At 65.6% G+C, this 17,923-nt stretch carries 18 protein-coding genes and 1 pseudogene; 8 read left to right on the top strand and 11 right to left on the bottom strand.

The window, feature by feature from the left end; all coding sequences use genetic code 11:
* Positions 1-4: 4 nt before the first annotated feature.
* From NFL01S_RS10285 to mftR, 5 genes are all read right to left on the bottom strand, one after another.
* The gene (locus NFL01S_RS10285) at positions 5-652 is read right to left on the bottom strand and encodes a SpoIIE family protein phosphatase (protein WP_062973877.1); all 648 of its coding nucleotides are present in this window, start codon (positions 650-652) and stop codon (positions 5-7) included.
* On the bottom strand, positions 645-1,058 hold the full coding sequence (locus NFL01S_RS10280; RefSeq protein WP_033241693.1) for an anti-sigma regulatory factor: 414 nt from the start codon (positions 1,056-1,058) through the stop codon (positions 645-647). Before NFL01S_RS10280 ends, NFL01S_RS10285 begins: the two co-directional genes overlap by 8 nt.
* Positions 1,048-1,440, bottom strand: a complete 393-nt coding sequence (locus tag NFL01S_RS10275) for an STAS domain-containing protein (protein WP_033241694.1) — start codon at positions 1,438-1,440, stop codon at positions 1,048-1,050. Before NFL01S_RS10275 ends, NFL01S_RS10280 begins: the two co-directional genes overlap by 11 nt.
* A gap of 10 nt (positions 1,441-1,450) precedes the next feature.
* Complete coding sequence (locus NFL01S_RS10270) at positions 1,451-2,353, bottom strand: STAS domain-containing protein (RefSeq protein ID WP_033241695.1); 903 nt, start codon at positions 2,351-2,353, stop codon at positions 1,451-1,453.
* A gap of 116 nt (positions 2,354-2,469) precedes the next feature.
* A complete protein-coding gene (mftR, locus tag NFL01S_RS10265; RefSeq protein WP_062973875.1) occupies positions 2,470-3,087 on the bottom strand; it encodes a mycofactocin system transcriptional regulator MftR in 618 nt (205 codons plus the stop codon).
* A gap of 98 nt (positions 3,088-3,185) precedes the next feature.
* Between mftR and mftE the strand changes: the two genes are divergently transcribed.
* The 3 genes from mftE (at position 3,186) to NFL01S_RS10250 (ending at position 7,093) form a co-directional block, all read left to right on the top strand.
* Positions 3,186-3,887: a mycofactocin biosynthesis peptidyl-dipeptidase MftE gene (gene mftE / locus NFL01S_RS10260; protein WP_062973873.1), complete on the top strand. Its 702-nt coding sequence runs from the start codon at positions 3,186-3,188 to the stop codon at positions 3,885-3,887.
* On the top strand, positions 3,884-5,101 hold the full coding sequence (mftD, locus tag NFL01S_RS10255) for a pre-mycofactocin synthase MftD (protein WP_062973872.1): 1,218 nt from the start codon (positions 3,884-3,886) through the stop codon (positions 5,099-5,101). The genes mftE and mftD overlap by 4 nt, the downstream gene beginning before the upstream one ends.
* A 315-nt stretch (positions 5,102-5,416) precedes the next feature.
* Positions 5,417-7,093, top strand: a complete 1,677-nt coding sequence (locus NFL01S_RS10250) for a fumarate hydratase (protein ID WP_062973869.1) — start codon at positions 5,417-5,419, stop codon at positions 7,091-7,093.
* Positions 7,094-7,194: 101 nt separating this feature from the next.
* On the opposite strand, the gene NFL01S_RS10245 is transcribed toward NFL01S_RS10250, so the two are convergent.
* Positions 7,195-8,070 (bottom strand): SAM-dependent methyltransferase, encoded by an 876-nt coding sequence (locus NFL01S_RS10245; RefSeq protein WP_157116432.1) that lies wholly within the window; start codon positions 8,068-8,070, stop codon positions 7,195-7,197.
* Positions 8,060-8,329, bottom strand: a complete 270-nt coding sequence (locus NFL01S_RS10240; RefSeq protein WP_157116431.1) for a hypothetical protein — start codon at positions 8,327-8,329, stop codon at positions 8,060-8,062. The genes NFL01S_RS10245 and NFL01S_RS10240 overlap by 11 nt, the downstream gene beginning before the upstream one ends.
* Before the next feature lie 293 nt (positions 8,330-8,622).
* On the opposite strand from NFL01S_RS10240, the gene NFL01S_RS10235 reads away from it, so the two are divergent.
* A complete protein-coding gene (locus NFL01S_RS10235) occupies positions 8,623-9,963 on the top strand; it encodes a helix-turn-helix domain-containing protein (protein ID WP_483247220.1) in 1,341 nt (446 codons plus the stop codon).
* Positions 9,945-10,664, top strand: a complete 720-nt coding sequence (locus NFL01S_RS10230) for a RibD family protein (RefSeq protein WP_062973861.1) — start codon at positions 9,945-9,947, stop codon at positions 10,662-10,664. The genes NFL01S_RS10235 and NFL01S_RS10230 overlap by 19 nt, the downstream gene beginning before the upstream one ends.
* Positions 10,665-10,688: 24 nt before the next feature.
* Here the strand turns inward: NFL01S_RS10230 and NFL01S_RS10225 are convergent, their stop codons facing one another.
* Positions 10,689-11,045 (bottom strand): hypothetical protein, encoded by a 357-nt coding sequence (locus NFL01S_RS10225; protein WP_062973859.1) that lies wholly within the window; start codon positions 11,043-11,045, stop codon positions 10,689-10,691.
* Complete coding sequence (locus NFL01S_RS10220; protein ID WP_157116429.1) at positions 11,042-12,550, bottom strand: AAA family ATPase; 1,509 nt, start codon at positions 12,548-12,550, stop codon at positions 11,042-11,044. The genes NFL01S_RS10225 and NFL01S_RS10220 overlap by 4 nt, the downstream gene beginning before the upstream one ends.
* 26 nt (positions 12,551-12,576) lie before the next feature.
* On the opposite strand from NFL01S_RS10220, the pseudogene NFL01S_RS10215 reads away from it, so the two are divergent.
* The 3 genes and pseudogenes from NFL01S_RS10215 to NFL01S_RS10205 form a co-directional block, all read left to right on the top strand.
* Positions 12,577-15,693, top strand: a pseudogene (locus NFL01S_RS10215) (type I restriction endonuclease subunit R); the annotation flags it as partial.
* A gap of 130 nt (positions 15,694-15,823) precedes the next feature.
* Positions 15,824-16,378, top strand: a complete 555-nt coding sequence (locus NFL01S_RS10210) for a hypothetical protein (RefSeq protein WP_062973855.1) — start codon at positions 15,824-15,826, stop codon at positions 16,376-16,378.
* Between the two features lie 12 nt (positions 16,379-16,390).
* Positions 16,391-17,014, top strand: coding sequence for a hypothetical protein (locus NFL01S_RS10205; RefSeq protein ID WP_062973854.1), 624 nt, complete (start codon positions 16,391-16,393; stop codon positions 17,012-17,014).
* 188 nt (positions 17,015-17,202) lie between these two features.
* Here NFL01S_RS10205 and NFL01S_RS36840 read toward each other — a convergent pair whose 3' ends face one another.
* Both NFL01S_RS36840 and NFL01S_RS36835 read right to left on the bottom strand, forming a co-directional pair.
* The gene (locus NFL01S_RS36840; protein WP_062974153.1) at positions 17,203-17,406 is read right to left on the bottom strand and encodes a DUF397 domain-containing protein; all 204 of its coding nucleotides are present in this window, start codon (positions 17,404-17,406) and stop codon (positions 17,203-17,205) included.
* Positions 17,403-17,923, bottom strand: a 521-nt coding sequence (locus tag NFL01S_RS36835; RefSeq protein WP_062973851.1) for a DUF5753 domain-containing protein, incomplete at its 5' end; no start/stop codon positions are given. The genes NFL01S_RS36835 and NFL01S_RS36840, both read right to left, overlap by 4 nt.

The raw sequence follows: 17,923 nt of genomic DNA, 5'->3' as shown, positions 1-17,923 counted from the left end.
CGGGTCATGACGCTTCGTGTCCGGGCGCGGGGTCGTGGGCGACACCGCGGGCCCGGGCAGCGAGCACCAGGGCGTCGTCGGTGTCCTTGGCATGCCGGTCCACGAGCTCACGGGCGATATCTGCCGTCGACGCGGCCAGGTCGATACCCGCGGCCGGTTCGACCACCACTCCGTCGGTGGACATCAGCAGCAGATCACCCGGGCGCACCGGAACCCTTTGCGGCTGCAGGTTCGACGGCAGCCGGTAGCCGACGATCCCGCCGCTCTGCAAAACGGTGGCGCTGACCTGCGGTCCGGTGGGGCCGACGGTCACCACCTGGGAATCCACATTTCCGACGCCGAGCCACTGCGCTTCCTGCGCGCTGAACAGTGCCAGCGTCACTGCCGCGCCGCGGGTATCCGACATCGCCCGATGGCACAGCGCCATCAGGACATCCAGGGGTTCGGTACGGTTCTCGCCGAGAACCCGGGCGGCGCGCTCGACCGCGGCGGCCGCCGCCGTGCCGTGGCCGAGGCCGTCGAGTACCGCGAAAAGTACGGAGCCGGTACCGGTGTCCAGGACCACGCAACGGTCCCCGGATACATCCTGTCCGGGGAGAGCGCGGCCGGCCACGGCCCATTCGATCCGGCCGATGAAACCGTCCTCATGCACCCTGGGGTACCCACTTCCACATCTCCACCAACGTGCCCTGATTGGGTGCGGATTCGATGGACATCCCGTCCATCAGTCGTTTGGCGCCCGGCAGGCCCAAACCGAGGCCCCGGCCCGTGGAGTACCCGTCTTCCATGGCGCGCGGGATATCGATGATGCCCGGCCCCTGGTCCTTGGCCTGAACCACAAGAGCGCGACGTCCGTCGCGCTCGGCCACCTGCAGGCGGATCTCTCCGCTGCCGGCGTAACTGGTGATATTCCGGGCGACCTCGGAGATCGCCGTGGAGATCATGGTCCGGTCGGTGAGCGTGAAGCCGAGTTCCTCGGCCAGCTCACGCCCGGCCTGACGTGCGGTCACGATGTCGTTCGACATCTTCACCGCGATTACCACCCGATCAGCGGCCACTGTCACGACCATCTCGATGCTGGTGCCGGGCCGAGGATTTCCGGTTCAGCCAAGCCAAGCCCTCCTCGAGGTCCAGCGCAGTGTGCATATCCTCGAAGGTGAGGCCGAGCTGCACCATGGCGAAGGCGACCTCGGGCTGGAGACCGACGATCACGGTCTCGGCGCCGCGTAACTGCGTCATATGCGCGATGGTGCGCAGTGATCGGGCGGCGAAGGAATCCATCACGTCGATCGCCGTGACGTCGACGATGATGCCCTGCGCGCGGTACTTGCTGACCTGCTTCATCAGGTCGTCCTGTAGTCGCTCGGTATCGGCATCGGTCAGCGCGGACTGGACGGATGCGATCAGATATGTGCCCTGTTTGAGGATAGGTACTGGCATATCGATTCCGTCAGCGCGAATCGCGTTCGCTGCGCTCGGTCACTCTGGACACTTCGTAGCCCAGTAACCGTTCCGCTTCTTCGATACCGCCCTGCAGATCGCCGACCGCGTTCATCTTCGACAGATCCAATCCGATGGTCACCAGGGTCAGCGCGATCTCCGAGGACAGACCGGTCATGATGACGCTCGCGCCCATGAGCCCGGAGGCGTCCACGGTCTGCACCAGGTGGTTGGCCACCGTGGAGTCGATATCGGGCACACCGGTGATATCGATGACGACCACCTTGGCTCGGTTGTCCCGGATGGCCCGCAGCAGCTGTTCGGTGAGCTGGCGGGCACGCTGACTGTCGAGCACGCCGATTATCGGCAGGATCAGCAGCTGTTCGCGAACCTGCAGCACCGGGGTGGACAGCTCGCGGATGGCCTCCTGCTGCTGCCGGATAACGCGCTCGCGTTCCTGGACGAACGAGATGGCCACGGTGTTCGCGATACGATTCGCGGCCGGTTCGTAGGCGTCGAGGACGGCGTTGAGCAGGTCGAAGTTCGACTGGTACTTCTCGAACAGGGAGCGCGCGAGGACATCGCGCAGCAGCAGCACCATACCGAGGACCTCGTCGGTTTCGACGCCTCTCGGGATGATGCGTTCGGACAGGTCACGCGCGTAGGCCTGCAACGCTTCGACGCTGCCGGTTTCCAGCACCTCGACATAGTTGTCGTACACCGACGTCGCCTCGGAGAAGACCTCGTCGGGCGTCATGGCGGTGAGCAACCGTGCCTCGGTGATACGCCGCGCCCATTCCTCGCGTAGTGCGGTGCGGTTCTGGCGCAGATGCTCGACCAACTGCGGCAGCAGTTTGTCGACGGATACCTCGGCCAATGAGTCCGCCGAAAGGCCCATGGACACCTCGGACATGTAACTTGTGCCCCTTTCGACGGCGGTCCGGTACATCGTAATGACTTCGGCGGTCTTGCCGATACCGAGCCTAGTCATACCCGTGCTCCTATGCCGGTGAAACCTGCCGGTCCGGTTTACTCGCCGGTTGTGACCGGGAACGCCCCCGATACGGCGAAACCGTGTTCCAAGGCCACCAGTGCGCGATCGAGATAAACGGTCAGGTCGGCATCGGCGCCGGCGACCCACGCGTCGAAGGCGGCACGGGCTGCGGCGAGGGTGGTGCGGCCCACCGCCATGGGGATCAGTGAATCTGCCGGTTCACCGAGCCGGGACGCCGCGAACTCGCCCACCGCACGTTCCCAGGCGTCGTAATGGGCGCCGGCCGTGGCGGCCAGGGCGGGGACCTCGGCCACCAGTTTCATGCGGGTCCGCAGTTCCGCGACATCCTCGGCGCGGTAGCGGTTGGCGTTCACCACCACCCGCCGGACCGCCGCCATCATCGGCTCGTCCGGTGTGACGGTGGCGAACGCGGCGCGTAATCCGGCGACCTCGTCGTCGAACGAGTACCACAGCACTTCGGCCTTGCCGGGGAAGTAGCGGAAGAAGGTGCGCCCGCTGATCCCCGCTGCCGCCGCGATCTGCTCGACCGTCGTCTCGTCGAATCCTTGTTCGCTGAACAGTCGCATGGCGATCAGTTCGAGTTCGCGTTTGGTGGTACCCCGGGGGCGCCCCCGGGGATGCTGTGCCGTCACAGGAAGATTCTGAACGATGCACCGCGGTCGCCGGGCCACCATGCACCGGAAATACGTCCCTATTGATTTTGTCAGTCGCTGACGTTAATGTCGGCGGCATGTTCGTGGCGGACCTCACATGGCCGGAGGCGGGTGACCTCGGCAACAGCGGGGCGCTGCTCGTGGTGCCCGTGGGATCCACCGAGCAGCACGGCCCTCACCTGCCCTTGTCCACCGACACCGACCTGGCCGCCGCGCTGTGCGCGGGACTGGCCGGCCGCCGCCGTGACGTGGTGGTCGCCCCGGCCGTCGCGTACGGCGCCAGCGGTGAGCACAGCGGTTTCCCGGGCACGCTCTCCATCGGGCAGGCCGCGCTGGAACTGCTGATCGTCGAACTGTGCCGGTCGGCCACCGATACCTTCGAGCGGATCGTGCTGGTCAACGGACACGGCGGAAATGTGGAACCGCTGCGCCGGGCGGTAACCCTGTTGCGCAGCGAATCCCGCGATACCCGGCTGTTCCTGCCGCGCTACTCCGGCGACGCCCATGCCGGCCGCACCGAAACCTCACTGCAACTCGCTCTTTCACCGGACCGTGTCCGCGCCGATCGCGCCCGCCCCGGCGACACCCGTCCCCTTTCGGAGGTGCTGCCACAGTTGCGCGCCGGTGGGGTGCGTGCCGTAAGCGCCAACGGGGTCCTCGGCGATCCCACCGGCGCCGGCGCCGCCGAGGGGGAGCGGTTGCTCACCCAGCTCGTCAACCAGTTGTTCGATCGAGTCCGGCAATGGTGGCCGGAACCAGAGGAAAGGATCCGACCATGAACCCGTGGTTCGAAACCGTCGCGGAGGCGCACCGCCGAGCGAAGAAACGGCTGCCGAAATCCGTGTACGGCGCCCTCGTCGCGGGGTCGGAGCGCGGCCAGACCATCGACGACAACCAGGCCGCGTTCACCGAACTCGGTTTCGCCCCGCACGTCGCCGGCCCGATCGGTGAACGCGACCAGTCCACGACCGTGATGGGTCAGCAGATCTCGATGCCGGTCCTGATCTCGCCGACCGGGGTGCAGGCCGTCCACCCCGACGGCGAGGTCGCCGTGGCGCGCGCCGCGGCCGCCCGGGGCACCGCCATGGGGCTGTCGTCCTTCGCCAGCAAACCCGTGGAGGAGGTCGTCGCCGCGAACCCGATGACCTTCTTTCAGCTCTACTGGTGCGGCAGCAAGGACGATATCTCCGCGCGGATGGCGCGGGCGAAGGCCGCCGGTGCGGTGGGGTTGATCCTCACTCTCGACTGGTCGTTCTCGATGGGCCGCGACTGGGGTTCGCCGGTCATCCCGGAAAAACTGGACCTGCGCACCATGGCGAGTTTCGCGCCGCAGGTGATCGTCAAACCGCGCTGGCTGACCACCTACCTGCGTTCGGGTTCCCTGCCCGACCTCACCGCCCCCAACATGGCGCTCGGCGACGCGCCCGCTCCCGGCTTTTTCGGCGCCTACGGCGAATGGATGGGCACCACCGCCCCGGACTGGTCCGATGTGGCCTGGGTCTGCGAACAATGGGACGGGCCCGTGATGCTCAAAGGTGTGATGCGCGTGGACGACGCCCGCCGTGCCGTCGATGCCGGTGTCGCGGCCATCTCGGTGTCCAACCACGGCGGTAACAACCTGGACGGCACTCCGGCGTCGATCCGGGCGCTGCCCGTCGTGGCCGATGCGGTGGGGCATGAGATCGAAGTCCTGCTCGACGGCGGTATCCGGCGCGGTAGCGATGTCGTCAAGGCTGTTGCGCTCGGTGCGCGGGCGGTCATGATCGGCCGCGCCTACCTGTGGGGTCTGGCCGCCAACGGGCAGGCCGGCGTCGAGAACGTGCTGGACCTGATGCGCGGCGGTATCGATTCCGCGCTGCTGGGGCTGCGCAAGACCAAGGTCACCGACCTGGACCGCTCGGATATCGTGATCCCGGAAGGTTTCGAACGCCGGCTGGGCGTCGACGCGGCGGCGCAGTTGCGGGTTCCGGACTCGGCCGCAGAAGCCGTATAGCGCTGCGGGCGTAGCTATCTCACGGGCATGATCGCGGTCGTCGCCTGCGGTGAACCACTTCATGCGGTCGGCCTTTCCTCAGGAAGGCCGACCGCGTGCTGTTGACGAGCGGATCGGCGATCGTGTCGACGGGTATCGGGGCCGAAGCGGTAACCACCCGTGTAGGTGTCCGCCAGGTTACGATTTAGGTTTGCCTAACTAACGGTGGTGCGCCGGGTTGTCGATAGGCTCGCTGTGCTCGACCCCCGGTACAGCGGCGTCCACCGTGGCTGTGCCCTGTTCCACCCGCAGCCCACTTCCGAAGGAGTGCGATCGGTGACCGCTCCCGAGTTCCGCTATTCAGACCTGCTCCCGATCGGCGCCGACGACACCCCGTACCGGCTGCTCACCACCGAGGGTGTCCGCACTTTCGAATCCGGTGGCCGGACCTTCCTGCAGGTCGACCCCGAGGTGCTGCGCATGCTCACCGCCGAGGCGATGCACGACATCAGCCACTACCTGCGGCCCGCGCATCTGGCGCAGCTGCGCCGGATCATCGACGACCCCGAGGCCAGCGGTAACGACCGGTTCGTCGCGCTCGACCTGCTGAAGAACGTCAACATCTCCGCCGGCGGCATCCTGCCCATGTGCCAGGACACCGGCACCGCCATCGTAATGGGCAAGAAATCCGAGGGCGTGCTCACCGGTGTGGACGACGGCGAATGGATCAGCCGCGGCGTTTTCGACGCCTACACGAAACTGAACCTGCGGTATTCCCAGCTGGCGCCCGTGACCATGTGGGACGAGAAGAACACCGGCTCGAATCTGCCCGCCCAGGTCGAGCTGTACTCCGCGCCCGGCGATCCCGCGCACCCGTCCTACAAATTCCTGTACATGGCCAAGGGTGGCGGTTCGGCGAACAAATCCTTCCTCTACCAGGAAACCAAGGCCATCCTGAACCCCACCCGGATGCTGGAATTCCTCGACGAGAAGATCCGCTCGCTGGGCACCGCGGCCTGCCCGCCGTACCACCTCGCCGTGGTCATCGGCGGTACCAGCGCCGAATTCGCGCTGAAAACCGCGAAATACGCCTCCGCGCACTATCTGGACAACCTGCCCACCGAAGGGTCGATGACCGGGCACGGCTTCCGGGATCTCGAACTCGAGCAGGAAGTGTTCAAACTGACCCAGTCGTTCGGGATCGGCGCCCAGTTCGGCGGTAAGTACTTCTGCCACGATGTGCGCGTGGTGCGGTTGCCCCGGCACGGCGCGAGCTGCCCTGTCGCGCTGGCGGTCTCCTGTTCCGCCGACCGGCAGGCGCTGGCCAAGATCACGCCCGAAGGTGTGTTCCTGGAACAGCTCGAACGCGAGCCCGCGCAGTACCTGCCGGAGCAGACCGACGAGATCCTCGGCGGCGATGTGGTCAAGGTGGATCTGAATCGCCCGATGGACGAGATCCGCGCGGAACTGTCGAAGTATCCGGTCAAGACCCGGCTCTCGCTGTCCGGCCCGCTGGTGGTGGCTCGCGATATCGCGCACGCCAAGATCAAGGAGCGGCTGGACGCGGGCGAGGAGATGCCGCAGTACATGCGGGATATGGCCGTCTACTACGCCGGTCCCGCGAAAACCCCCGACGGTTACGCCTCCGGCTCCTTCGGCCCCACCACCGCGGGCCGCATGGACTCCTATGTCGATCAATTCCAGGCGGCCGGCGGTTCTTTCGTCATGCTCGCCAAAGGCAACCGTTCCGCTCAGGTCACCAAGGCATGCAAGGAACACGGCGGTTTCTACCTCGGCTCCATCGGCGGCCCCGCCGCCCGCCTCGCCCTGGACTGCATCAAATCGGTGGAGGTCCTCGAATACCCGGAACTGGGTATGGAAGCGGTCTGGAAGATCGAGGTCGAGGATTTCCCGGCGTTCATCGTGGTGGACGACAAGGGTAACGATTTCTTCGCCGAAACCCAGAAGCCGATCGCGCTGCGCGTGCGCACCCGGTCCAAAGAACGGGTCTGAGCTGAACTGATATGCGTGGGTCTGGTCCGGGTCGCTTCTGCGGGCCGTGCTGGTCTGGATGAGGCCCGGGTCCAATCCAGGTATCGGCCACCTCGGTGAGCTTACTGACATGACCCCTTCCAGCCGACCCCCGCGAGCAGCAACCACTCCGCCACCGACCGGAACCGGGTAGCTGGACCGCACGGCCACCAATCGCCCGGCCGCACCAGGCCCGGCTCGACGATCTGCAGGCCATCGAGAAAGCCGGTGATCTGCGCGCGAGTGCGAAACCGGCCGGACCCGAGCGTTTCCAGGTATCGGGTCTGACACCCGGCCGCTGTCCGGTGCAGGAGCCCGCCAGGGTCGTGGAGGTGGGTGAGGACCAGGAACGAACCCGGCGGCAGCACCTCCGCCCAGCCGTGCACGATCCCTGCAGGATCGAGGCGGTCGTCGAGGTGAGGCAGGACCCCGCACAGCAAGACGCAGATCGGATGGTCGAGGTCGAAGTATGTGGCGACGGCCGGATCGTGCAGCAGATGCGGATCGGTGATATCGCCGGGAAGATAATGCGACTGCCCGTTTGTGAGCAGTGCGCGACCGTGCGCGACACAGACCGGGTCGCTATCGATGTAGACAACTGTTGCCCGGTCCGCTTCGGCGATACCGCGCACCGAATTCACGACCTGGTGGGTGTTCATCCGACCGGGTTCCGGAAACGGCAGACCGGCACCGAGATCGAGAAACTGCCGCACTCCGACCGTGCCCGCGAGATACCACAGGACCCGTTGCTGGAACTCCCTGCTTGCCCTGGCGGCAGCGTGCTGCCCCGGCGCAAGCTGCTCCAATTCCAGAACGACGCGCTCGTCCAGCGGGTAGTTGTCTTTCCCGCCGAGCATCGAGTTCCACACTCGCGCAACACTCGGCCGGTCGAAACCGAACCCCGCTGCCCCGCCGACACCTGCCGACGGCATCGCGGCGTTTGCCCGGTCAGTAGTCAAGGCGTACCTCCGGATGTCCGGCCTTCCACCGCGCGATCACACCATCCACCTCGCGCTGCAGACGTTCGCCGTCACCGCGTGTGACCTCATGAGGCACCGCATCGTGAGCATCGAGGGCGTTCAATCCCTCTCGGGTCCGTTCGAGCAGTTCCCGATATTCGCTGCTCTCCAGCCATAACCGCAGTACCGATGACATCGCCTCGTTGTGCGCCGACATCCGGCCGTCCGCGTTCGGTTTCCGAATCGGCAGTGGTTCCACGGCCGTCCTCCGCTTGCCGCACTCCATAGCTGTTGGTTCCAATCGGTTCGGTGGAAATCTCGACGTTGTTGGAAAGCGCCCGCCGCCGGGGATAGCCGCATTGATGACCGCTTGGCTCAGACGGCGCCATCTGAGCCGAGCGTCGAGATCGCCTGGGCAAGCCATCGACCCGGCGGCGGGGCTTGTTCCACCATTTCGCAGCCCGTCGGGCCGGACCAGGTACGGACGGGGTACGCAGGAGGTGCGTCGGGGGTATTCTCGGCGCACACGACGCGTAAGAGGGGGCGCAACCGATGCAACTGTGTGGACGATGGACCGGACGCGAAGTAGCTGCGTTCCGTGCGGCGCTCGGCATGAAGCGCGAAGCATTTGCAGCCCACACCGGCGTATCTACCGAGGCTGTACGGAAATGGGAACGACGCAAGGAAAGTATCGAGCTCACCGCCCCCTATGCCGCCCGCATGGACCGCAAACTTCACCAAGCTGAAGAGATTGTCGTAGAACGTTTCTGGTCGATCCTGCAGATCCCGGCAACGGCCAGCGGTGATGCTGAGCCACTACACGGATCGGTCCTGGAATTCGACGCCGACACCGATCACATCCTGGTGCAAGCCCGGACTTCCGCGGGGCGGACTGTTCTTGTGTCCGTACGCCGCCGTGCGTTCGTTGCCGGAGCTGTCGGCATGGCCGCCGGTGCCACGGTATCCAGTGAGCCGCTGGCTGCGGCATTCGCGCGCAGCGACGTAGACCACATCAAGTTTTTCAACGACAAGCGGCTGCACATTATCGAATCCGACAATATCTATGGTTCCGCCAGCACTCTCCCGGAAGTGATCACGGCGATCGACCGGATGCAAGCGCTGCGGCAAGCAAAGGTAGTCGACTCCCGGAGCATTCTGCGATTGCTGGCGATCTACGCCGAAACCGCGGCATGGCAGTACCAGGATCAGCGGATGTTCGACCGCGCCCAGCGTTGGGCCGAGAAAGCCCTGACCTGGTCACACCAACTCGGCGACAGCTACTGTATCGGGCTGTCACTGGTACGGATGAGCCAATTGGCTGCCGATCGCGGCGACGGCGCCGGGAGCGGCGAATTCGCCGAAGCCGCCGAACACAGCGCACCGGCCTCGTCACTGTTCGGGGCTGCAGCCGTCGCCTACGGCGCACATGCACAGGCTATGGAGGGCGACTCGAACGCCAGCGCACGCGCCTACGACACTGCTCGCACACTGGTCGATACCGCTGGCACCGACCCGAGTTGGGGATTCTTCCTCGACCACGCCTATATCGACGCCTACGAAGCCCACAGCCGCACCGCTCTCGGCGAATACCCCACTGCGATTGCCTTGTTCGACGACGCCACGACTCGCATGCAATCCGGCTACCCGCGTGACCGAGGTGTGTACCTCGCGCGCGCCGCCGTCGCCTACATGGCTGCTGGCCACATCGAGCCTGCGGCGGCGATGGGCACGCACGCTTTGCGGATCGGCGTTGCCACAGGCTCCGGACGCATCATGGAGCGGGTGACGACCCTGGCGGGCATGATGGATGCCGCCAGCACCCAACCCGGCGTCGACGAGTTCATCGGCGAGTTAGAGCATTGGAAGGCGGAGAGTTGCCCCGACCGTACGTAGTTCTTTCCGTCGCGGCTAGCGTGGACGGCTATATCGACGATATGGTCCCCGAACGCCTCTACCTGTCCAACGAGGCCGATTTCGACCGCGTCGAGGTCGAACGCACCGCATGCGATGCCATCCTGATCGGTGCGGAGACACTGCGCCGCGACAATCCCCGACTCATCATCAAGAGCCCGGAACGTCTTTCCGCACGCGCCGCCGCCGGCAAACCGGCACATCTGCAGAAAGTCGTGGTTACCGGTTCCGGCAATCTCGACCCGGAAGCGAAGTTCTGGCACCACGGCGTCGAGGAACGCCGGCCAATCGCCTACACCACCGATGTGGGCGCCGAACGGTTGCGTAACCGCGTCGGTGATCTTGCGGTCGTCGTATCGCTCGGTGCTGCCATTGATTTCGGGGCACTACTCGACGACCTCGGCGAACGTGGCATCGGACGATTGATGATCGAAGGCGGCACCAGCATCCACACCGCGGTTCTCACAGCCGGTCTCGCCGACGAACTCCACCTTGCCGTAGCCCCGCTGCTCATCGGCCAAGCCGACGCACCCCGATTCGTCGACCCCGCCGATTTTCCGGGCGGGTCGCGCCGGCGGATGGAATTGGTCGATGTGGCCAAAATCGGGGACGTCGCGCTGCTTCGGTACTTACCGAAGCGGGAGTCGGACGACTACTGTCCCCACCCGGCTCGCACACCCTGAGCAGCGATCGTGAAGTCAGATCGGCTACCCGGGCCGCTGTTCCGAGCGGAACCGGTCATCCAGTGTGGACACCGTCGCGAGTAGGTGGGCGACCTCCGAGTAGGTGGGGGAGAGCTGGTAGGCGTGCTGGTGGCAGGCCTGGGACAAGCGGTCCCAGGCATATCCGGCTTCGGCCGCCACCTCGGGGACATCGCGGTAGGCGACCTCGAGGAAGCAGAGGCGGGCGCGGGCGCTGGCCCGTCCGGGGTCGATATTGCGGGCGTGCAGGAGGTTGTCGATGGTTTCCTCCAGCGCGGCGCGGGCGAACCAGCCGGCGATCCGGTTGCTGTGCGGGGTGCGGGCGGCCAGGTGGGTGACGGCCAGTTCGAGCAGTGTGGTCATCGTGCTGCCGCATTCAGGTCGGCGATCAGGCGTTCGACAGCCCGCGCGGCCTGTTGTGGATCGCTGCCCGGACCGAGGCCCCGGTGCATTTTCGAGCCCACCGTGTGCAGGGCGTCCTTTCGGTAGGGTGCGCGGGACCAGTTCTCGAGCCGCTGTTCTGCCGACGGGTCGTCGAACAGCGCGAGGCTCACCCGTCGGCGGGTTCTGTCCGCCGCTTCCCATTCGCGTTCCAACTCGGCGAGCTGGCGCCCGCACGACAGGTTGCGGGTGAAGTACGTATGTCTGGCCGCGGCTTCCACGGCGAATCGCAACAGTCCTGGCAGCGTGCGGTGCAGGGCTTCGGCCGGGACTCGCTCCTTGTCGTGTTCCTTCACCAGAGCGAAAGCATCCGCCAGGTACCGCTGGGCCGGATCGGTGAGCAGGGAGAGCGAGACCTGCGAGTCCTTGCCGCGGTTCACCTCCAGGATGGTGGCCGCGAAGGTGCCTCGCCGGACCGCCGCCGGCAAACGGTCGTCGTGGGAGAGCACGATCACCTGCCGATGCTGTGCCAGTTCGGTGAGCAAGGCGACCAGACCGTCGACCTTGGCCGGGTCCATTGCCTGGACCGGGTCGTCGAGGACGAGGAATCGGAACGGGGATTCGGCCATGGTGGCCCGCGGCAGGAACAGGGCCAGCGCAAGTGCGTGGAGTTCGCCTTGACTGAGCACCGTCAGGCCGCCGGCTTCCACACCGTCGATCCGCGAATCGATCCGCAGCTTTCGCTGTGTCGCCGAACCCACCAGGCTCAGGTCGCCGATCTCGACATTACTTTCCTGCCGCAACCGCGCCCAGGCCTGCCGGGCGCCGTCGCGGATCGGGGCGAGCCGGTCGTTGCGCAACTGGAGGTCGTTGTCTTGCGGCCACTTCTTCGCCTCGCCCAACCGGTCCACGGTGGGTTTCGCGGCCAGCCAAGCTTGCCATTCCTCGCACCAGGCGAGGACTCGGCCGCGTACCGGCTGCCATACGTCTTCGCGGGCGGTGAGTTCCGTGGCGGCGGCTTCCCGGAGATCGTCGATCGCGGCCGTGAGCGGTTCGACCCTGGATTCCAGGTGGTCGGCGAGCTCCAGGGCCGCGACGGTCGCACGGCCGCGGAGCCGGTCGGTCCAGGCATCCCAGGCGGTCCGGGCACTATCGACCTTCTCGGCCAGTTCGGCAGGTGCCTCGTCCAGTGCCGCCGGACGCCGCACCAGCAGTCCCCATGCTTCGATGCGGGCCAGTTCGAGATCATCGGTGGCCTGTTTCCGCTGCGCCGATCGCTGCCGATCGGTGCGCACCGCCTCCTGTGCGGCGTGGGCCCAGGCGGCGTCGAGCCGGCCGGTGCCGCATACCGGGCAGTCCCGGTCGCCGTGCTCGGTGTGCAGGCGCAGCGCCTGTTCCAGCAGGTGCGTAGAGGCCGGTTCGGGTGTGTCTGCGCCGGACTCGAGTTCGGCGAGTTCGGCATCCGCGGTGCGCAGCCGCTTCGCCACTGCGCGGGCGGTATCGGCTGTGGCCCGGTGCGGGGATTGCGCCGGGTAGTGAGCGGGGGCGGGACTCGTGGGACGACCTGCTGCTTCCGGAGCGGATGCTCGATCGGATGCGGGCGCTGAATCCCGACGTTCCTGCCGAGTATCTGGTGCAGGCCCGCGCCGAGATCGCCGCACCGAAATCCCAGGATGCCCTCGAGGAGAACCAGCGCGTGCACGACATTCTCGTGCACGGGTTTCGCGGCATCAGCTATCTCGACTCCGCCGGGCAGGAACAGAACCCGACCATCCGCCTGGTGGCGGATCGGGTGGAGGACAACGAATTCCTGGCCGTCAACCAGGTGACCATTCGTTCCCGCGATATCGAGCGCCGCTTCGATGTGGTGCTGTATCTGAACGGGATGCCGGTCGGCGTCATGGAATTGAAGAAGCCGGGCGGCCGTGCCGCGGATGTGGCCGCGGCGCATGCTCAACTGGCGACGTACGTGCGGGAGTTCCCGCTCGCGTTCCAGTTCTGTGTGCTGTCGATTCTGAGTGACGGCCGCACCGCCCGTTACGGCACGCCGTTCACCCCGCTGGAGCATTGCGCGCCGTGGAATGTGGACGGCGACGGCCGGCCGGTCCGGTACGGGGAAGTGCTGGATGACGAGCACACCGGCACCGAGATCGAGTATCTGATCGAGGGCGTGCTGAACGTCGAGCGCTTCCTGCAGTTGCGGCGCAACTTCGTCGCCTTCGATTCCACCGGTGACGGGCTGGTGAAACGGATCGCGAAACCGCACCAGTACTTCGCCGTGACCAAGGCCGTCGGCTGCACCGTCGAGGCGGTGGAGGGTGAGGGCAAGGCCGGTGTCGTCTGGCATACGCAGGGCTCGGGCAAGTCGATGGAGATGGAGCTCTACACCCATCTCGTCGCCAAACACCCGCGGTTGAAGAACCCGACCGTCGTGGTGGTCACCGACCGGACCGAACTCGACGGGCAGCTGTTCCAGAGTTTCGACCGCTCCCTGCTGCTGCCGGAGAAACCGATCCAGATCACCAGCCGGGCCGATCTGCGCGCCGCCCTCGCCGATCGGACCACCGGTGGTATCTACTTCACCACCCTGCAGAAGTTCGGTCTCTCCCCGGAGGAGAAGCGCTCCGGTATCGACCACCCACTGCTCACCGACCGTTCGAACGTCATCATCGTCGTCGACGAAGCGCACCGCAGCCACTACGACGATCTCGACGGCTACGCCCGCCACCTGCGCGACGCCCTCCCGAACGCGACGCTCATCGCCTTCACCGGCACCCCGATCTCGTTCGAGGACCGCAACACCCGCAAGACGTTCGGCGAATACATCGATAAATACGACCTCACCCGCGCGGTCGACGACGGCGCCACCGTCCGGGTGCTGTTCGAGCCCCGCCTACCGCAGATGCGGGTGGCCGAGAGTGTCTCCGATGCCGATATCGACCGCGCCGCCGACGAGGCCGCGGCCGGCTTGGACGACGACGAACGTGCCCGCATCGAGAAATCTGTCACCGTATTGAACCGCCTTTACGGCGCACCCGAACGGTTGCAGGCGGTGGCTACCGATATCGTCGCGCACTGGGCGAACCGATCCGAGCAGATGCGCGCCTTCATCGGTGGCCCCGGTAAAGCGATGATCGTCTGCGCCACCCGCGATATCTGTGCCGACCTGTATGAGCAGATCATCGACCTCCGCCCCGACTGGCATTCCGACAATCTCAGCGAGGGCACAATCAAAGTGGTGTATTCGTCCAGCCCGAAGGACGCGGGCCTGCTGGCCAAGCACCGGTATCGCGGTGCCGAGAAGAAACAGATCCAGACCCGCCTCAAGGATCCCGGCGATTGCCTGCAGCTGGTGATCGTGCAGAACATGCTGCTCACCGGCTACGACTCCCCGCCCCTGCACACCCTCTACCTCGACCGGCCGATCAAGGGCGCCCTGCTCATGCAGACTCTCGCCCGGGTGAACCGCCGGTTCCGCGGCAAACAGGACGGTCTCGTCGTCGCCTACGCACCGGTCGCCGACAACCTCGAACAGGCACTGAAGGAATACACCGCCACCGACCGGGAGCAGCGACCGGTCGGGCAGAACCTCGATGAGGTGATCGCCCTCACCCGTCAGCTGATCGAATCCCTCGACGCACTCTGCGCCGGCTACCCGTGGCGCAGCAAACTCGGCGCCGGCGATCAACGGCACTGGATGAAAGCTGTGTACGGCACCGTCGAGCACTTGCGTGCGCCCGGCACCCCCGGCAATCAGGTCGCCAAAGGTGAGCCCACCCTCGCCGACCGCTACCGCACCCTCGCCAACCAACTCGCCCGCGCCTGGGCCGTGTCCTCCGGTTCCGAGAACCTGGCCGAGCTGCGACCGATCGCCCGGTTCTACGAGGAAGTCCGCTGCTGGATGGCGAAATACGACGCCGAACAGCGTCGCGCCGAAGGCGGAACCGTTCCCGCCGAAACCCAGCGGCTTCTCGAAACGCTTTTCGAACAGTCCACCGCCTCCGGCGAGATCGTCGATATCTACGCGGCCGCGGGCCTGCCCAAGCCGTCGCTGTCCGAACTGACCCCCGAATTCGAGGAACAGGCCCGCGAAGCCGACAATCCGCATCTGGCGATCGAGGCACTGCGCACACTGCTCACCGAAGAAGTCCGGCATACCACTCGCAACAACCTCACCCGGCAGCGCGCGTTCTCGGAGAAGATCCGGGAGCTGATGAACAAATACACGAACCAGCAGCTCACTTCCGCCGAGGTCATCGCCGCGCTCATCGAACTCGCCCGCGAAGCCCGCGCCGAACGTGACCGCGGGCAGCATTTCTCGCCACCCCTGGACGAGGACGAACTCGCCTTCTACGACGCAGTCCACGAGAACGAATCCGCGGTCGAACAGATGGGCGACGACGTACTCGGCAAGATCGCCCGCGACCTGGTGCAGGTGATGCGCCGCGATATCAAGACCGATTGGACCGTCCGCGACGATGTCCGCGCGAAACTGCGTTCGTCGATCAAACGGTTGCTCATCAAGTACAAGTACCCGCCGGATAAGCAGCCCGAAGCGATCCGGGTGGTCATGGAGCAGATGGAGGCGATGGCGCCGCGGCTTGCGCAGGAACAACGAGACGCAGCCTGATGCTCGATGCCATTGACCCGATGCCCGTGTATGGGACCTGATCAGGCGGTCGTGTTATCGGGGACTGGTCAGGCAGGCCCCGGTACGCTGCACTCAGCGCGATCAGCGAGAAGAGGGGAAGGATCAGCCGATGGAGATCGACGAATCTGCACAGAACCATCCGGTGTGGTTGCAATGGTCGCGCCCGCAGCAGATCTCGGAATCGATAGACCGGATGTTCACCGAGACGCTGCCCGGGGTGCCCGCCGATTGGAGAACGCACTCCGGCAAGTCGGTGGGCCCCATGCCGCAGGTCGATCGGTACAGCGATGAGTTGACGCTGTTTTGGCTCAAGGAAGTGTTCGGCTATTTCTTCCCCGATGACGACGCACTGACCGAGCCGGGCAACGCCCGCGTCGCGAATGAATTCGCCTGCTACGTAGGTAACTACTTTGTGCAGCACTGCGCCGGCCGATGGACGAATGACCCGGACGTCGGGGGACTGATCCTCCCATCCGGGCCGGTGATCACCTACGAGTGGACCGCAGCCGTTGATGACCCGGTCGACCTACTGTTCACCGCCGCTGAGCAAGACGGGTTCAGTTGGGTCACCCAGGCGTGGTACTCGAGATCGGTCGACTACGCGAAGGTGCACGGACTACCGCACAAATTCTTCCAGGTGGAACAAGAACTCGGCCTGACCTGACCGGAACCGGGGGTGGACGACGAACAGCGCCGGCGCCGCGACATAGAACACGCCCACGAGGAACAACGCAAAAGGTCGGAGCGGGCCCGGAAGAACAACGACCAGGGCCGCTGGTTCACTCTCGGGATGGCCGAGATGCGCGGCGAAACCCGCCACACCGGCTGGCAACGCGAACAACCCATGAAACTGCCCTCGGGGCGAGAGCGAAAACACGACAACGCCCGGGTTGTCAACGAACTCGGCGGCCGGGACTTCACCGAGTACAAGAGCGGCGATAACGTCGGCGGCCATTCGAAGCAGCGCGTCCAAGAGGCGGCCCAGCGGGCCGTCGAAGCCCAGGAACGCTTACGGCAGGAGCAGGAACGCGAACACAAACAGCGCGAGACCCAGGAACTCGCCTTGAAGCGACAGCGGGAAGCCGCTGAGCGGACCGCTGAATCGGCGCGGAGAGCACGCGCGGCCGCGGCCCGTGGCCAGCGCGAACCCTTAACCCGCCAGGAGATCGCCGACATCTTGGCTGTGTCGCGGCCGACGCCGGGGATCGACCCCATCCAGCGTTATCCGCCCACCCGGACACGGCGAGGTATCGATCCCCGAACTCGTGGACGAGACCGCGGCCGCGACCTCGAGCGGTGAACCGGAGAACCGCTTCGTGGTGTGCGAGCATGCCCCTCGGTATCGACTGTGAGCCGGTGCCGTCGCCGCTTCTCAGCCGCCGGTATGACCAGCGCTTCCGGAAAGAGCTCGGTCGCTGCCAGGCCTTGTTCCGAAGTCTGGCAGCGACCGAGTGATCGATCTTCGGCAGGTGCCGTAGCTGTAGGCGGTTATGGCCGGTCGAACCGGCCCGACTTCGCGGCGTAAAGGAACGCATCCCATTGGCCGGGGGTCAGGATCAGCGCGGGACCGCTCGGGTTCTTGGAGTCCCGAACACCGACGAAGCCTCCGTTCAGATGGGCGGCTTCTACGCAATCCTTCCCGCCATGGCTCCGGCTACTCTTGAACCATTGGGCGGCCGTCTGATCGGTCACGCTTGCCACTCCTTCAATGCCCTCAGCATCAGATTCTTCGATGCCGACCTGGACAACGCTACATGACGGATCTTCTCGGCTTCCTGGGAATACATGCTGACCTCTGTCCTCCGTTCCAGGTAAAGATCGCCGGCGAGTCCCTCTACGTAGGCAACCGGCGGTTCCTGAAGCTTGGAGGTCAGTAGCGGTGGGAAGGAAAACAATACAAACGGGGAGGCAATGAGACCGCAGGGGTTCTTGGCACGGAACGGAACAACCCGGATCTCGGCCTGTTCGCACTTTTCCAGCAGGCTTTGAATCTGTGCCGCCATGATTTCTGGGTTTCCGACCTGGTAGTGCAGTACCCCCTCGGCCAGCAGCGCCTCGAAGCGGAAACCTTCGCGGTCGAGTATGGATTGTCGCTTGGCGGCCATATCCAGCATACGATCGACTTCCTTGGATGGCGTATCCGGAGACGTCGCCCATGTGATCGCACGGCGGTACTCCCGTGTCTGCAGTAGCCCTGGTACCAGGGTTG

This window comes from Nocardia flavorosea NBRC 108225, from assembly GCF_001613385.1.
Classification (GTDB): domain Bacteria; phylum Actinomycetota; class Actinomycetes; order Mycobacteriales; family Mycobacteriaceae; genus Nocardia; species Nocardia flavorosea.
The sequence above is the reverse complement of the archived record's forward strand: the minus strand, read 5'-3'. Positions and strand labels throughout refer to the sequence as shown.

Coding starts and splice junctions, on each gene's coding strand:
- NFL01S_RS10275 (WP_033241694.1), bottom strand. CDS start 1,440: ATGCCAGTACCTATCCTCAAACAGGGCACATATCTGATCGCATCCGTC.
- mftD (WP_062973872.1), top strand. CDS start 3,884: ATGAACCCGTGGTTCGAAACCGTCGCGGAGGCGCACCGCCGAGCGAAG.
- NFL01S_RS10235 (WP_483247220.1), top strand. CDS start 8,623: ATGCAACTGTGTGGACGATGGACCGGACGCGAAGTAGCTGCGTTCCGT.
- mftE (WP_062973873.1), top strand. CDS start 3,186: ATGTTCGTGGCGGACCTCACATGGCCGGAGGCGGGTGACCTCGGCAAC.
- NFL01S_RS10270 (WP_033241695.1), bottom strand. CDS start 2,353: ATGTCCGAGGTGTCCATGGGCCTTTCGGCGGACTCATTGGCCGAGGTA.
- NFL01S_RS10210 (WP_062973855.1), top strand. CDS start 15,824: ATGGAGATCGACGAATCTGCACAGAACCATCCGGTGTGGTTGCAATGG.
- NFL01S_RS10225 (WP_062973859.1), bottom strand. CDS start 11,045: ATGACCACACTGCTCGAACTGGCCGTCACCCACCTGGCCGCCCGCACC.